Source organism: Kitasatospora cineracea, from assembly GCF_003751605.1.
In the GTDB taxonomy this organism is placed as follows: domain Bacteria; phylum Actinomycetota; class Actinomycetes; order Streptomycetales; family Streptomycetaceae; genus Kitasatospora; species Kitasatospora cineracea.
In genome coordinates this window covers 79208-94506 of the sequence record NZ_RJVJ01000002.1, presented here as the reverse complement: position 1 = coordinate 94506, position 15299 = coordinate 79208, and the positions used below count along the sequence as shown (strand labels likewise).

General features: G+C 74.1%; 14 protein-coding genes. 10 read left to right on the top strand and 4 right to left on the bottom strand.

What is annotated here, in order from left to right; genetic code table 11:
• The first annotated feature begins 30 nt into the window (after positions 1 to 30).
• From EDD39_RS26950 to EDD39_RS26940, 3 genes are all read left to right on the top strand, one after another.
• A complete protein-coding gene (locus EDD39_RS26950; RefSeq protein ID WP_123561075.1) occupies positions 31 to 1323 on the top strand; it encodes a sensor histidine kinase in 1293 nt (430 codons plus the stop codon).
• Complete coding sequence (locus EDD39_RS26945) at positions 1320 to 1964, top strand: response regulator (RefSeq protein WP_123561073.1); 645 nt, start codon at positions 1320 to 1322, stop codon at positions 1962 to 1964. Before EDD39_RS26950 ends, EDD39_RS26945 begins: the two co-directional genes overlap by 4 nt.
• A 159-nt stretch (positions 1965 to 2123) precedes the next feature.
• Complete coding sequence (locus EDD39_RS26940; RefSeq protein ID WP_123561072.1) at positions 2124 to 3023, top strand: AraC family transcriptional regulator; 900 nt, start codon at positions 2124 to 2126, stop codon at positions 3021 to 3023.
• Positions 3024 to 3149: 126 nt separating this feature from the next.
• On the opposite strand, the gene EDD39_RS26935 is transcribed toward EDD39_RS26940, so the two are convergent.
• Together EDD39_RS26935 and EDD39_RS26930 are read right to left on the bottom strand one after the other, a co-directional pair.
• Positions 3150 to 3596 (bottom strand): hypothetical protein, encoded by a 447-nt coding sequence (locus EDD39_RS26935; RefSeq protein ID WP_123561070.1) that lies wholly within the window; start codon positions 3594 to 3596, stop codon positions 3150 to 3152.
• 100 nt (positions 3597 to 3696) lie between these two features.
• The gene (locus tag EDD39_RS26930; RefSeq protein ID WP_030458387.1) at positions 3697 to 4170 is read right to left on the bottom strand and encodes a carboxymuconolactone decarboxylase family protein; all 474 of its coding nucleotides are present in this window, start codon (positions 4168 to 4170) and stop codon (positions 3697 to 3699) included.
• 243 nt (positions 4171 to 4413) lie between these two features.
• Between EDD39_RS26930 and EDD39_RS26925 the strand changes: the two genes are divergently transcribed.
• Positions 4414 to 5433 (top strand): nitronate monooxygenase, encoded by a 1020-nt coding sequence (locus EDD39_RS26925; RefSeq protein ID WP_123561068.1) that lies wholly within the window; start codon positions 4414 to 4416, stop codon positions 5431 to 5433.
• An 85-nt stretch (positions 5434 to 5518) separates the two neighbouring features.
• Here the strand turns inward: EDD39_RS26925 and EDD39_RS26920 are convergent, their stop codons facing one another.
• On the bottom strand, positions 5519 to 6964 hold the full coding sequence (locus tag EDD39_RS26920) for an aminopeptidase P family protein (protein WP_123561065.1): 1446 nt from the start codon (positions 6962 to 6964) through the stop codon (positions 5519 to 5521).
• A gap of 249 nt (positions 6965 to 7213) precedes the next feature.
• Here EDD39_RS26920 and EDD39_RS26915 point away from each other — a divergent pair, with 249 nt between their 5' ends.
• The 6 genes from EDD39_RS26915 (at position 7214) to EDD39_RS26890 (ending at position 14850) form a co-directional block, all read left to right on the top strand.
• Positions 7214 to 8947 (top strand): ABC transporter substrate-binding protein, encoded by a 1734-nt coding sequence (locus tag EDD39_RS26915; protein ID WP_123561063.1) that lies wholly within the window; start codon positions 7214 to 7216, stop codon positions 8945 to 8947.
• Positions 8948 to 8964: 17 nt separating this feature from the next.
• Entirely contained in the window at positions 8965 to 9933 is a 969-nt protein-coding gene (locus tag EDD39_RS26910; protein WP_123561061.1) for an ABC transporter permease, read from the top strand.
• Positions 9930 to 10919 carry an ABC transporter permease gene (locus EDD39_RS26905; protein WP_123561059.1) on the top strand — a complete coding sequence of 330 codons (990 nt, stop codon included), beginning with the start codon at positions 9930 to 9932 and terminating at the stop codon, positions 10917 to 10919. The genes EDD39_RS26910 and EDD39_RS26905 overlap by 4 nt, the downstream gene beginning before the upstream one ends.
• Complete coding sequence (locus tag EDD39_RS26900; protein ID WP_123561057.1) at positions 10916 to 11902, top strand: ABC transporter ATP-binding protein; 987 nt, start codon at positions 10916 to 10918, stop codon at positions 11900 to 11902. The genes EDD39_RS26905 and EDD39_RS26900 overlap by 4 nt, the downstream gene beginning before the upstream one ends.
• The gene (locus tag EDD39_RS26895; RefSeq protein ID WP_123561055.1) at positions 11899 to 12915 is read left to right on the top strand and encodes an ABC transporter ATP-binding protein; all 1017 of its coding nucleotides are present in this window, start codon (positions 11899 to 11901) and stop codon (positions 12913 to 12915) included. Before EDD39_RS26900 ends, EDD39_RS26895 begins: the two co-directional genes overlap by 4 nt.
• Before the next feature lie 129 nt (positions 12916 to 13044).
• Complete coding sequence (locus EDD39_RS26890) at positions 13045 to 14850, top strand: alpha-galactosidase (protein WP_123561053.1); 1806 nt, start codon at positions 13045 to 13047, stop codon at positions 14848 to 14850.
• 52 nt (positions 14851 to 14902) lie between these two features.
• On the opposite strand, the gene EDD39_RS26885 is transcribed toward EDD39_RS26890, so the two are convergent.
• Complete coding sequence (locus EDD39_RS26885; RefSeq protein ID WP_123561051.1) at positions 14903 to 15277, bottom strand: roadblock/LC7 domain-containing protein; 375 nt, start codon at positions 15275 to 15277, stop codon at positions 14903 to 14905.
• Positions 15278 to 15299: the final 22 nt, after the last annotated feature.

The window sequence follows — 15299 nt, the reverse complement described above, 5'->3', positions numbered from 1 at the left end:
CGCCGCCACCGCCCCGTACCCTCGGACAGCGTGCCCCGTACCGAAACCCCGACCACCGACGCGCACCGCTCCCCGACCGGCCCCACCCCCGCGCTGCGGCTGGCCAACCTCGCCGTGCACGGGCTGTTCCTCGCCCTGCTCGCCGTCCTGCTGGCCCGGGCCGCCGCCGACGGCGCGCTCGGCCCCGGCGGCTGGGCCACCGCCGGGGCGCTCGCCGCCTGCTACGCGGCCGGCGGCGTGCTGCGGCCGGTCCGCACCTCGCGCGCCCTCGGCGCGGGCTGGCTGCTCGCCGTCGCCGCCCTGTGGATCGGACTCACCCTCCAGCACCCCGAGTTCAGCTACCTCGCCTTCCCGCTGTACTTCGTCTGCCTGCACGTCCTGCCGCCGCGCCTCGCGCTGCCCGCCGTCCTGGCCCTCACCGCCGCCGTCGTCGCCGCCCAGACCACCACCCCCGGCGGACTCACCACCGCCAAGGTCCTCGGCCCGCTGGCCGGACTCGCCGTCGCCCTGCTCACCGCCCACGGCTACGCCGCCCTCTACCGGGAGAGCCGGGCCCGCCAGCAGCTCATCGACGACCTGGTCCGCACCCGCGACGAACTCGCCGCCAGCCAGCGCGAAGCCGGCCGCCTCGCCGAACGCCAGCGCCTGGCCCGGGAGATCCACGACACCCTCGCCCAGGGCCTGGCCGGCATCGTGCTGCTGGCCCGCGAGGCCGGCAGCGCCCCCGACGCCGCGCCGCTGCTGGAGGAGATCGAGCGCACCGCCTCCGCCAACCTCGCCGAGGCCCGCCGCTTCGTCCACGCCCTCACCCCGCCCGCCCTCGACGGCACCACCCTCCCCGACGCGCTGCGCCGCCTCGCCGACGGCGCCGACGCCGCCTTCCACCGCGACGGCGACCCGTACCCGCTGCCCGTCGAGGCCGAGGTCGCGCTGCTGCGCCTCACCCAGGAAGCCCTCGCCAACGCCGTCCGGCACGCCGCCGCCCCGCACATCGCCGTCACCCTCGGCTACCTCGACGACGCCGTCACCCTCGACGTCTACGACGACGGCACCGGCTTCGACCCGGCCACCGCACCCGCCCCCGACTCCTTCGGCCTGCACGGCATGCACGAACGCATCGCCGCCCTCGGCGGCACCCTCACCGTCGAATCCGCGCCCGGCGAGGGCACCGCCGTCGCCGCGACGCTCCCGCTGCGCGCCGTCGACCCGCCGACGGCCGCTGCGGCGGAAGCGGCCGGGGAGGCGGCGGCCGGCGGGCGGCTTCCCGGTGGTGCGCTGCGGGTCGCCGGGCGGCGGTTCACGCTCGCGGGGGTGCGGCGGTGATCCGGGTCCTGGTGGTGGACGACCACCCCGTGGTCCGGCGCGGGCTGCGCGCCATGGTCGACGAGCTGCCCGAGGTCACCGCCGTCGGCGAGGCCGCGGACGGCGCCGCCGCACTCGACCTGCTCGCCGGGCTGCCCGCCGACCGGCGCCCCGACGTCGTCCTGATGGACCTCCAGATGGGCACCGGCATGCACGGCGTCGAAGCCACCCGCCGGATCACCGCGCTGCCCGACCCGCCCGCCGTCCTGGTGCTCACCACCTACTCCACCGACGCCGACATCCTCGCCGCCGTCGAGGCCGGCGCCACCGGCTACCTGCTCAAGGACGCCCCGCCCGAGGACCTCGCCGCCGCGATCCAGGCCACCGCCCGCGGCGAGACCGTCCTCGCCCCGCCCGTCGCCGCCCGCCTCCTCGGCCGGGTCCGGGCCGGCCGCCCCTCGCTCTCCCCGCGCGAGGCGGAGATCCTCCAACTCCTCGCCGAGGGCCTGCCGAACCGGCAGATCTCCAAGCGCCTGTTCATCAGCGAAGCCACCGTCAAGACCCACCTGGTCCACATCTACGACAAGCTCGGCGTCGACTCCCGGACCTCCGCCATCGCCGCGGGCCTCGCGGCCGGGTTGATCCGTCCTGCGGGGCGGTGAGCGGAGTGATCCGGCGGGGGTGGGGGGTGGTAGGTGTGGTCGGCTTGCGCTGCGGGGCGGTGAGCCGGGCGACCCGATAGGAGCGGGCAGGGAATGTCGGGTGCGGGGCAGGTGCCCCTCCCTAGGGTCGAGGACAAGGAAAAGGGAAGGGGAGCGGGGTTGCTGGAGCGGTTGAACCAGGCGATGGACCACGTCGAGGAGCACCTCGACCGGCGGTTGGAGGTGGCCGAACTGGCCCGGATCACCGCCACGTCGGAGTACCACTTCCGGCGGCTGTTCTCGTCGCTGGCCGGGATGCCGCTGTCCGAGTACGTGCGGCGCCGGCGGCTGACCGTCGCGGCGGCCGAGGTACTGGCCGGGGAACCGTCACTGCTGGACGTCGCCGTCCGGTACGGCTACGGCTCCGGCGAGGCGTTCGCCCGGGCGTTCCGGGCCCAGCACGGGGTCGGGCCCGGGGAGGCCCGGCGCTCCGGCGCGGTGCTGAACGCACAGCCCCGGCTCTCCTTCCGTCTCGTCGTCGAAGGGAGCACCACCATGCGGTACCGCATCGTGGAGAAGGAAGCGTTCCGGGTCGTGGGCAGGAAGGCCCGGGTCCCGTTGATCTACGAAGGGGTCAACCCGCACATCGCCGAACACATCCGGGGCATCCCGGCGGACACCGTGCGGCGGATCACCGAACTGTCCGACCAGGAACCGCAGGGCCTGCTCTCGGCGACCGTCCGGCTGCCCGAGGAGGGCTCCGACGGACCGGGCGGCTTCGCGGAGGGCAGCCTGCTCGACTACTACCACGCGGTGGTCAGCGGGGCGGACGCCGGACGGCTGCCCGCCGACCTCGACGTGCTGGAGTGCCCCGCGGGCAGCTGGGCGGTGTTCGAGAACACCGGGCCGTTCCCGCAGGCGCTCCAGCAGATGTGGGCGGAGGTGGCCGCCCGGTGGATCCCCTCCAACCCCTACGAGTACCGGCCCGGCCCGGAGATCCTGCGGGTCCGGCCCGCGCCGGACGCCCCCGGGGAGTCGTCCGCGCAGCTGTGGATCCCGGTGACGCGGACGACCGGCTGACGCCGGGCCCCGGCCCCGGCCCCGGCCCGCGGTCACCCGGTCACCCGGGCGGGGGAGGCGGACCGTCCGGCGGGCGGCGGCGGCCGGGGCGGGCCGCGGCAACCGGAGTACCGGACTGAGGGGAGGTCAGAGCGACCACCGGCAGTACAGGTGGCGGCCGTCGGTGCGGGCGCGGTGGGCGAGGGCGGACAGGGCGTGCAGGGCGTCGGCGGCGGTGTCGGGGGTGACGCCGTCGAGGCGGAGTTCCTCCGTCGCGGACCAGGCGGTGGCGGCGGGGAGGAGGCGGTCGGGCGGGAGGGCGGCGAGGGCCTCGGCCAGGGTGCCGGTCAGGCTGACGACGAACGCCTCGTCGTGCTGCGGGTCGGAGAGCAGCCGGCCCGAGCGGGGCCGGGCGTGGGCCTCCTCGTAGGTGCAGCCGGTCAGGACGGCCTCCAGGCGGGCGATCACCACCACCGGGTCGACGCCCTTCAGCGGCACCGTGTCGAGACCCGCCCCGTCCGGCCCGCCGGGGGCGTCGAGGACGGCGACGGCGGTGGCGTCGTCGGGGGCGGAGAAGTAGTCGCACCGGGTCATGCCGGGGATTGTGGCAGCGCCGTCCGACAGCGCGGAGGGGGGCGGGGCCGGCCGGGGGCGGGTGTCCGGGGCGGACGCCCGCCCCCCGGGGCGGGGTGGGTCAGGCGTACTGGCCGGGGACGTAGTCGCCCGCGGGCTGGCGGACGATCACGTTGATCCGGTTGTACGTGTTGATCAGGGCGATCAGGCTGACCAGGGCGGTCAGCTGCTCCTCGTCGTAGTGCTCGGCCGCCGCCGCCCAGGCCGCGTCGGAGACCCCGCCCGCGGCGTCCGCGATCCGGGTGCCCTGCTCGGTGAGCTCCAGCGCGGCCCGCTCGGCCTCGGTGAAGACGGTGGCCTCGCGCCAGGCGGCGACCAGGTTGAGCCGCAGCTGGGTCTCCCCGGCGTGCGCGGCGTCCTTGGTGTGCATGTCGGTGCAGAAACCGCAGCCGTTGATCTGGCTGGCGCGGATCTTCACCAGCTCCTGGGTCGCCGCCGGCAGCGAGGACAGGCCCAGGGCGTGGCCGGCCGAGTTGATGTACTTCAGGAACTTCGCGCCGAGCTGGTTGCCGAAGTAGTTGAGACGTGCGTCCACGGTGGTGGCTCCTTGTCGTGCGTGCTTGCGTGGCGGGCGCTGACGAAGCTCTGACCCCGCCGCCACCCCCGATGTGACGGCCACCGGGTGTGACGCCCGTCACGCTACCGGCGGAGCGGCGTTCCAGCGTGCAACCGGGGGCGGCGGCGTGACGGGCGTGCGAGTGAGGTGCGAGTGAAGGGCCGGGCGGGCGGCGTAGGGTGTGGTCGGGCGGGGGTCGGTGGTGTGGTGAGGGAGTGCGGGATGGAGTTCGGCTGGGCGGTGCCGTTGGTGGCTGCGCCGATGGCGGGTGGGGCGGGGACGCCGGAGTTGGTGGCGGCGGTGGGTGGGGCCGGGGGGTTCGGGTTCCTGGCGGCGGGTTACCGGAGTGCGGTGGGGATGCTTCAACAGATCGGGGCGCTGCGGGAGTTGACGGGCGGTCCGGTCGGCGTGAACTTGTTCGTGCCGGGGCCGGCCGCGGTGCCGGGGCCGGTGGCGGCGTACCGGGAGCGGCTGCTGCCCGAGGCGTTGCAGTGGGGTGTGGAGCTGCCGGTCTCGATCGCGCCGGACCGGGACGACTGGGACGCCAAGATCGAGGCGCTGCTGCGGGAGCCGGTGGAGTGGGTGTCGTACACCTTCGGGCTGCCCGAGCCGGCCGAGGCGGCCGCCGTCCGGGCGGCGGGGATCCGGCAGGTGGGGACGGTCACGAGTCCGGAGGAGGCCCGGGCGGCGACCGCGCTGGGCTTCGACGCGCTCACCGTCCAGGGCCCGGAGGCGGGCGGGCACCGCGGTACGCACCGCATCGAGGACCGGCCGGGGACGCTGCCGCTGCTCGAACTGCTGGCCGCGGTGCGGGAGGTGACGCCGCTGCCGCTGATCGCCGCGGGCGGGCTCGGGGACGGGGCGGCGATCGCCGCGGCGCTCCGGGCCGGGGCGGTGGCCGTGCAGCTCGGCACCGCGTACCTGCGCACCGAGGAGTCGGGGGCGTCCGCCGCGCACCGCAGGGCCCTGGTCGAACTGGAGGGCACCACCGTCACCCGGGCCTTCACCGGGCGGCCGGCGCGCGGGCTGCGCAACGCGTTCATCGACCGGCACGACGGTCACGCGCCGGCGGCGTACCCGGAGGTGCACCACCTCACCCAGCCGCTCAGGGCTGCCGCGGGGCGCCGGGAGGACCTGGCGGCGATGCACCTGTGGGCGGGGACGGCCCACCGCAAGGCCCGGGCGGGCCGGGCGGCGGACGTGACGCGGGAGTTGTGGCAGGACGCGCTGCGCGAGGGGTGAGGGGGAGCCGGGGCGCGGGGGCCGTGCGGCGATCCGGCCGCGCGGCCCCCGCGCCCCTGTCGGTGCGCGTCCGGGGCGGGGGCGGTCAGCTCAGCAGGGTGGCCATCCAGGATTCGAGGGCGGGGGCTTCGCGGGGGAGGGCGGCGGACATCAGGCGGGCGCCGTCGGGGGTGATGACGAGGTCGTCCTCGATGCGGATGCCGATGCCGCGGAGTTCGGCGGGGAGGGTGAGGTCGTCGGGCTGGAGGTAGAGGCCGGGTTCGACGGTGAGGACCATGCCTTCCTCCAGGACGCCGTCCAGGTAGGTCTCGGCGCGAGCCTTCGCGCAGTCGTGCACGTCGAGGCCGAGCATGTGGCCGCTGCCGCAGAGGGTGTAGCGGCGGTAGAGGCCGGAGTCCTCGTGCAGGGCTTCCTCGGCGGAGACGGGGAGCAGGCCCCAGGAGGCGAGGCCCTCGGCGATGACGCGCATGCCGGCCCGGTGGAAGTCGCGGAAGGAGGCGCCGGGGCGGAGGGTGGCGATGGCGGCGTCCTGGGCGGCCAGGACGAGGTCGTAGAGGTCGCGTTGGGCGGGGGTGAAGGTGCCGGAGAGCGGGAGGGTGCGGGTGATGTCGGCGGTGTAGAGGGTGTCGGTCTCCACGCCGGCGTCGAGCAGCAGCAGGTCGGAGGGGTTCAGCCGGCCGTCGTTGCGGATCCAGTGCAGGACGCAGGCGTGGGCGCCGGAGGCGACGATGGTCTCGTAGCCGGTGCCGTTGCCCTCGGCGCGGGCGCGGGCGTTGAAGGCGCCCTCGAGCCGGCGTTCGCCGCGGTGGTGGCGGAGCGCGGCGGGCAGGGCGCGGACGACGTCGGCGAAGCCGGCGGTGGTGTGGTCGACGGAGAGCTGGAGCTGTTCGACCTCCCAGGGGTCCTTGATCAGGCGCAACTCGGCGAGCGCGGAGGCGAGTTGGCCGTCGGCCAGGGTGTGGGCGGCGGACGGGCGGCCGGTCAGGGCGTCGAGCGCCGGGTCGACGCCGGAGAGCACCCGGGTGGGGGTGGAGCCGGTGAGGAGCTTGGGCAGGTCGTCGAGGTGGGCGGTGCGCAGGCCGGTGAGGCGGGCGGCTTCGCCGAGGTCGGCGCGGCGGCCGACCCAGAACTCGCCGTAGCGGCGGTCGCGGTAGAACTCGGCGGAGCCGGCGGCGCGGTCGGAGCGGGGGCGCAGGTGGAGGACGGGTTCGCCGTCGGGTTCGATCACCAGGACGTGGCCGACCTGCTCCTCGCCGGTCAGACCGGTGAGGTGGGCGTAGGCGCTGTGCGGGCGGAAGCGGTGGTCGCAGTCGTTGCTGCGGACCTTCAACTGCCCGGCGGGGACGAGCAGCCGCTCGCCGGGGAAGGCGGCGGCGAGCTTGGCGCGGCGGGCCGGGAAGTACGGGTAGCCGGGGACGCGCTCCTCGGCGGGCAGCGGGGTGGCGGCCCACTGGCCGGCCATGTAGGCGGCCAGGGCGGGGGTGACGGGGAGGTCGTGGCTGCCGGTGTTCAGGGCGGGCTGGTCGGTCATCGTCGGGGGCTCCTCCGAGCTGGGTAGGGGGTGGGGGAGGGAGGTGAAGGGGGCAACTCGGCTGGCGGAGTGGGGACTTGCCCTGCTCCGCGGGTGGCAATGACACGGCTCGGTAACGGTCCGGCCGCCTCATTGCGCAGTGCAATTTCACATTACTATGTTACGGGTCACACCTCAGAGCGGGCCAGACCCCGGGCGGCACAGATCCCCCGTTGAACGGCAGACCGGCCCCCATTCCCGGAGTTGCACATGAACAGGCGTTCCCACGTCGCCCTCGCGGCGGCCATCGCGGCATCCCTCGCCCTCGGCCTCGGTGCGTGCAGCAGCAGCAACAGCGGAGGCGGCGGCGACCAGGCGGGCGTGACCACCCAGGGCAACGGCATCATCGGCGGGACGCCGGTGAAGGGCGGCACCCTCACCATCCTGTCGAACCAGGACTTCGACCAGCTCGACCCGGCCCGCAACTGGACCATGCCGGTCATGGACGTGGGCGTCCGGATGCTCTACCGCACCCTCACCACCTTCAAGGCCGCCCCCGGCGCCGACGGCCTCAAGCTCGAGGCCGACCTGGCCACCGATCTCGGCACCCCCAGCGACAACGCCAGGACCTGGACCTTCCACCTGAAGGACGGCCTCAAGTACGAGGACGGCACCCCGATCGTCGCCGACGACATCAAGTACAACGTCGAGCGCTCGTTCTCCCCCGAACTCCCCGGCGGCCCCGACTACGCGGTGCGCTACCTGAACGCCCCCGCCGGCTACCAGGGCCCGCTCGGCGGCCAGCGGCTGGGCCCGGAGGCGATCGAGGTCCCGGACGCGAAGACCATCGTCTTCCACCTCAAGCGCCCGGTCGCCGAGTTCGGCTACACCGTCTCGCTGCCGACCTTCTCGCCCGTCCCCAAGGCCAAGGAGACCGGCGCCAACTACTCCAACCACCCGGTCTCCTCCGGCCCGTACAAGATCGAGAGCTACGACCGCGGCAAGCGCATGGTGCTGGTCCGCAACACCGAGTGGGACGCCGCCACCGACCCGGTGCGCAAGGCGTACCCCGACAGGATCGTCGTCGACCAGACCCTCAAGGGCACCGGCATCGCCGACCGGCTGATCGCCGACCAGGGCGACGACAAGAACGCCGTCTCCTACGTCGACCTGACCCCCGCGAAGATCTCCGAGGTGCTCACCAACCCCGAGGTCAAGAGCCGCCTGATCAGCGAGAGCGGCGGCTGCACCACCATGCTCGAGATGAACACCACCAAGGCGCCGTTCGACAACGCCCAGGTGCGCCGGGCCATGCAGTACGCGGTCGACAAGGAGTCCTTCACCGCCGCGATGGGCGGCCCCGCATTCAACGAGATCGCCACCACCTACCTGCCGCCCGCCCTCACCAGCGGCGCCCCCGTCGACCACTTCATGATCAAGCCCGCCGGCGACCCCGACAAGGCCAAGCAGCTGCTCGCCGACGCCGGCCTCCCCAACGGCTTCGACACCGAACTGGTCACCTCCACCGGCGGCAAGCAGCAGGCCGAAGCCCTCCAGGCCGCCCTCAAGCGGGCCGGCGTCAACGTCACCATCACCACCGTCGACCCCACCGCCGTCAACTCCATCGTCGGCGACAAGGACAAGCAGCCCGGCCTCACCCAGCTCGGCTGGTGCCCCGACTACCCGTCGGCCGCCACCTTCCTGCCGATGATCTACGACGGCCGCCTGGTCAAGGACAAGGGCAACAACGGCAACATGACCCGGTTCAACGACCCCGGGGTCAACGCCGAACTCGACCGGATCGCCGCCATGGACGACCTGCAGAAGGCCAACGCCGCCTGGCTCGACCTGGACGCCAGGATCATGGACGCCTCGCCCGCCGTCCCGCTGGTCTGGCAGAAGAAGCCGCTGCTGGTCGGCTCCAACATCGCCGGCGCCTTCGGCTCGCCGATCTGGTCCGGCCAGATCGACTACGCGGTCATCGGCCTCAAGTCCGTCAAGTAGCAGGGGAGCCGACCCGGATGACCACCCCGCCCGCCCCGGCCCCGGCCGGGGCCGCGGGAGCCCCGGACACCCCCGAGGCCCCCGCCGCCCCCGCCTCCCCCTGGACCCTCGCCCTGCACCGGGTGCGCCGCCGGCGCACCGCCCAGGCCGGCGCCGCCATCATCGCCTTCTTCGTGCTGGCCGCCCTGCTCGCCCCGCTGCTCACCGCCGTCAGCGGCACCGGCCCCGACACCGTCGACAAGGGCGCCGTCGACCCCTACCTCGGCGGCCTGCCCCGCGGCCCGCTCGGCGGCGTCAGCGCCCGGCACTGGCTCGGCGTCGAACCGCTGCTCGGCCGCGACGTCTTCGCCCGACTCCTGTACGGCGCCCAGATCAGCCTGCTGGTCGCCTGCGTCTCCGCCCTGCTGATCACCCTGATCGGCACCGTCCTGGGCATCACCGCCGGCTACTTCGGCGGCCGCACCGACGCCGTGATCAGCCGGTTCATGGACATCATGATGTCCTTCCCCAGCCTGATCTTCATGATCGCGCTGCTCTCGGTGGCCCGGGACGTCAACCGGGTGGTGCTGCTCATCGGCGTCATGTCGGTCTTCTCCTGGCCCTACATCGCCCGCGTCGTGCGCGGCCAGACCCTCTCGCTCAAACACCGCGAGTACGTCGAGGCCGCCCGCGCCAGCGGCACCACCCACCGCCGCGTCCTGTTCGGCGAGATCCTGCCCAACCTCACCGGCACCGTCATCGTCTACGTCACCCTCGCCATCCCCGGCCTGATCGGCACCGAGGCGGCCCTGACCTTCCTCGGCGTCGGCATCCGCCCGCCCACGCCCTCCTGGGGCCAGATGATCTCCGACGCGGTGCTCTACTACAAGGTCGACCCGATGTTCTTCATCCTGCCCAGCGCCTGCCTGTTCCTGGTGGTCCTGGCCTTCACCCTGGTCGGCGACGCCCTGCGGGACGCCCTCGACCCGAAGGGCAGCCGGACGTGACCGGATTCCTGCTCCGCCGCCTGCTCGCCATGGCCGCCACCCTGCTCGCGGTCTGCGCCCTCACCTTCGCCGTCTTCTACCTGCTGCCCAGCGACCCCGCCGCCCAGTTCTGCGGCAAGGACTGCTCCGCCGACCGGATCGCCCTCGTCCGGCAGCAACTCGGCCTCGCGGACCCGCTGGTCGTCCAGTTCTGGCACTACGTCACCGCGATCTTCGCCGGCCGCTCCTACGGCACCGGCCAGTACGCCGTCCAGTGCGGCTTCCCCTGCTTCGGCTACTCCTTCCAATCCGCCCAGCCCGTCTGGGACCTGATGATGGACCGGCTCCCCACCAGCGTCTCGCTCGCCCTCGGCGCCGCCGCCCTCTGGCTGCTCCTCGGCATCGGCGCCGGCGTGCTCTCCGCGCTGCGCCGCGGCAGCTGGCTCGACCGCACCCTGATGGTCGGCACCATCGGCATCGCCGCCCTGCCGGTCTACTTCACCGCGATGATCCTGCTCTACCTGGTCGTCACCGTCGCCGGACTGCTGCCCTACCCCCGCTACATCGCGTTCGGCGAGGACCCCGCCGGCTGGGTCACCAACCTGATCCTGCCCTGGACCACCCTCGCCCTGCTCAACGCCGCCCTCTACGCCCGGATGACCCGCAACTCCGTCATCGAGACGATGGCCGAACCGTACGTCCGCACCGCCCGCGCCAAGGGACTGCCCGAACGCCGCGTGGTCGGCAAGCACGGCCTGCGCCCCGCCCTCACCCCCGTCGCCACCATGCTCGGCATGGACCTCGGCGGGCTGCTGGCCGGCGCCCTCATCACCGAGTCGCTGTTCAGCCTCCCCGGCGTCGGCAAGCTCTTCGCCGACTCGCTCAACAAGGCCGACCAGCCGGTGATCATGGGCATCACGCTGCTCGCCTCCTTCTTCATCATCAGCTCCAACCTGGTCGTGGACCTCGTCTACGCCTGGATCGACCCGAGGGCGAGGCTGTCATGACCACCCGTCCACTGCTCGAAGTACGCGACCTCGCCGTCGAGTTTGCCACCGAGGAAGGCACCGTCCGGGCCGTCAAGGGCGTCGACTTCACCGTCGAACGCGGCCGCACCCTCGGCATCGTCGGCGAATCCGGCTCCGGCAAGTCCGTCACCTCGCTCGCCGTCATGGGACTGCACCGCGGCGCCACCGTCACCGGCTCCGCCAGGCTCGACGGCACCGAACTCATCGGCGCCCCCGAGGAACGGCTGCGCGCCCTGCGCGGCCGCCGGATGGCGATGGTCTTCCAGGACGCCCTCACCGCCCTGCACCCCTACTTCACCGTCGGCGACCAGATCGCCGAAGCCCACCGCGCCCACTTCGGCGGCAGCCGCCGGGCCGCCCTCGTCCGCGCCGTCGACGTCCTCGGCGACGTCGGCATCCCCGAACCCGCCCGCCGGGCCGGCGAACACCCGCACCAGTTCTCCGGCGGCATGCGCCAACGCGCCATGATCGCCCTCGCGCTGTCCTGCGAACCCGACCTGGTCATCGCCGACGAACCGACCACGGCACTGGACGTCACCGTCCAGGCCCAGGTCCTCGAACTCCTGATGCGCCTGCAGGCCGAACGCGGCCTCGGCATCGTCCTGATCACCCACGACCTCGGCGTGATCGCCCGGGTCGCCGACGACGTCCTCGTCATGTACGGCGGATCCGCCGCCGAACAGGCCCCCGCCGACACCCTCTTCACCACCCCCAGACACCCCTACACCCGCGGCCTGCTCGACTCGCTGCCCCGCCTCGACGCCGAGGACGGCACCCCCCTGCGCTCCATCCCCGGCAGCCCGCCCTCCCTGCTCGCCCCGCCCCCCGGCTGCGCCTTCCACCCGCGCTGCGCCCGCTACGCGGCCGAGCCCGACCAGCGCTGCACCGGCGACCGCCCACCGCTGCGCACCGTCGCCGCCGGCCACCGCAGCGCGTGCGTCCACGACGAGGTGACCGCATGACCACCGAGACCGCCCCTGTCGCCGACGCCGCGGACCCCGGCGCGCCCGAAGCGCTGCTCACCGTCCGCGACCTCGGCATGACCTTCCCCGGCCCGCGCGGCACCCTGCGCCGCCGCCCCGGCGTCCGCGCCGTCGACGGCGTCAGCTTCGACGTCCGCCCCGGCGAGACGCTCGGCCTGGTCGGCGAGTCCGGCTGCGGCAAGTCCACCACCGGACGGATGCTGGTCCGCCTGCTCGACCCGACCGCCGGCCGGATCGGCTTCCGCGGCCAGGACATCACCACGGCCCCGCAGCACCGGCTGCGGCCGCTGCGCAGCCGGTTCCAGATGATCTTCCAGGACCCGTTCGCCTCGCTCAACCCGCGGCAGACCGTCCAGCAGATCATCGCCGCCCCGCTGCGCGCCCAGGGCGCGACCAAGGCGAAGATCCGGTCCGAGGTCCGCGACCTGGTCCAGCTGGTCGGCCTCGCCCCCGAACACCTGGAGCGCTACCCGCACCAGTTCTCCGGCGGCCAGGCCCAGCGGATCGGCATCGCCCGCGCCCTCGCCACCCGCCCCGAACTCGTCGTCGCCGACGAACCCGTCTCCGCGCTCGACGTCTCCATCCAGGCCCAGATCGTCGGCCTGATGGAACGCCTCCAGCGCGAACTCGGCGTCGCCTACGTGTTCATCGCGCACGACCTCGCCGTGGTCAAGCACATCAGCCACCGGGTCGCCGTCATGTACCTCGGCCGGATCGTCGAGATCGGCGACAAGCAGCAGGTCTACGACCACCCCGCGCACCCCTACACCAAGGCGCTGCTCTCCGCCGTCCCGCTGCCCGACCCGGTCGCCGAACGCACCCGCGAGCGCATCGTCCTGCTCGGCGACCCGCCCAGCCCCGCCAACCCGCCCGGCGGCTGCACCTTCCACCCCCGCTGCCCCAAGGCCCGGGCCGTCTGCCGGACCGAAGCGCCCCTGCTCACCCTCACCACCCCGGGACGCCAGGCCGCCTGCCACTTCCCCGAGGCGTAGCCCCGCCGCGGCCCGCCGCACCCGAGCCCCCGCCGCACCCGAGCCCCCGCCCCGACCGGTCGGCCGACCGCTTCCGCGGCCGGCCGGGGCGGGCCCACCCCCGTGCCCCGTGAAAGGAACCACCGCCCCGTGGAAGGAAACGCCGCGCTGTCCTGGGACGGCTCCGCACCGCCGTCCGGCCGCACCGAGACCTCCCGCACCGTCGGCGCCGGGCCGCTCGTCCTGCGGGTCACCGCCGTCGGCAGCGGCACCGCCCCGGCCGTCACCGTCACCGAACTGCCGTCCCCCGGCGTGCTGCTGGTCGAGGCGGCCGCCGACGCCCCGGACACCCGACTGCGGATCGAGTGGCAGCTGCCCTGCACCGGCGCCACCGGCTACTGGACGCCCGACACCAACACCCGCTGGCTGCCCCCGAGTTGGGCCCCTCCCCGGGAAGCCTCGCTGCCCAAGGGCGCCCCCGTCGGCAGCCTGGTCGGCCCCGGCGACGCCGCCCTGTGCACCTTCGCGGTCGGCGAACCCGTCCGCCCCGTCACCATCGGCGAGGGCGCCGTCGAGGAGACCGGCCGCTACAGCTGGTGGGTCGAACAGGACGGCCCGCACCTCGCCCTGCGCCTCGACCTGAGCGGACGCCACTTCGCCGACACCGTACGGGAGTGCGCCGCCTGGTGGGCCGCCCTCGCCCCCGCCCGGACCGTCCCCGACGCCGCCTTCGAGCCGGTGTTCTGCACCTGGTACGCACTGCACCTGGCGATGACCGCCGCCGACGTCGAACGGCTCGCCGAACTCGCCGCCCCGCTCGGCTTCCGCACGCTGATCGTCGACGACGGCTGGCAGACCGACGAACGCACCCGCTCCTACGCCACCACCGGCGACTGGCAGCCCGCCCCGCACGACTTCCCCGACTTCGCCGGACACGTCCGCCGGATCCAGGACCTCGGCCTCGCCTACCTGCTCTGGCACGCCGTCCCGTTCGTCGGCGACCGCAGCGCCGCCGCGGAGCGGCTGGCCGGGCACACCCTCGCCCACCTGCCGCAACTGGAGACCTTCCTGCTCGACCCGCGCAGCGCCACCGTCCGCGCCCACCAGGTCGAACGGCTCGCCGCCGCCGTCGAACGGCACGGCGTCGACGGCCTCAAGCTCGACTTCGTCGACACCTTCGCCCGCGGACCGGTACCCGGCGCCGCGCCCCGCACCGGCTCCCCGGAAGCGGACTGCGCCACCGTCGCGGAGGGCGTGCGGAGACTGCTGGCCGCACTCGACGCCCGGCTGCGGGCCGCCCGCCCCGACGTGCTGGTCGAGCACCGCCAGGACTACGTCGGCCCCGGCCTGTGGCCCTACGCCACCATGGTCCGGGCCACCGACTGCCCGCTGGGCGCGGTCGAGAACCGGGTCCGCACCGCCGACCTGCGGCTCACCGCCGGGCCGCTCGCCGTGCACGCCGACCCGCTGACCTGGCACCCGCAGGAGCGCCCCGAACGGATCGCCGTCCTGCTCCAGTCGGTGCTGTTCGCCACCGCCCAGGTCTCCGTCGACCTCGCCGCCCAGCACGCCGACCAGCTGACCGCCCTGGCGTTCTGGCTGAGCGTCATGAAGGAGCACCGCGAGCTGCTCCAGCGCGGCGAACTGCGCCCGCACCGGCCCGAGTTGGCCTACCCGCTGATCGAGGCCCGCAACGGCGCCCGGCTCGCCTTCGGCCGGTACGCGCCGCTGCCGCTGCGGGCCGACGGCGAGTGGGAGCTGCTGCTGGTCGCCAACGCCGACCAGGACACCCTGGTGCGGATCGACTTCGACCGCCCGCCCGGCCCCGTCGACCTGCTGGTGCAGGACTGCCTGGGCGGCACGGTCGCCCGGGCCCGGACCCCGGTCGGCGGGACGGAGCTGTCCGTCCGCGTCCCGACCGGGGGCCTGCTCACCCTGCGGCGCGGAGAGCGCTGAGAGCGCTGAGAGCGCGGAGGGCGCTGAGGACGCTGAGGACGCTGAGGGCGCGTCACACCTCCAGCTCGGCCTCGACCTTCTTCAACTGGTGCCGGGCCATCGCCAGGTTGGCCCGGTTCCGGTCCAGCGCCAGGTACAGGAACAGGCCCTTGCCGGTGCGCGAGGTCAGCGGCCGGATCAGGTGGTACTGGGTGGACAGGCTGATCAGGATGTCCTCGATCGCCTCGTTCAGGTTGAGCAGCTCCATCGCGCGCAGCTTGGCCCGCACCACGTCGGTGTTGCCCGCGGCCGCGACGTTCAGGTCCAGGTCCGACCCGCCGCCGACGGTGCCCAGCGCCATCCCGCTGTTGTAGTCGACCAGGGCGACGCCGATGGTGCCCTCGATCGAGCCCATGATGTCCTTGAGTGCGGTTTCCACAGCAGCCATTTTTCCAAGTACCTCTTCCGTG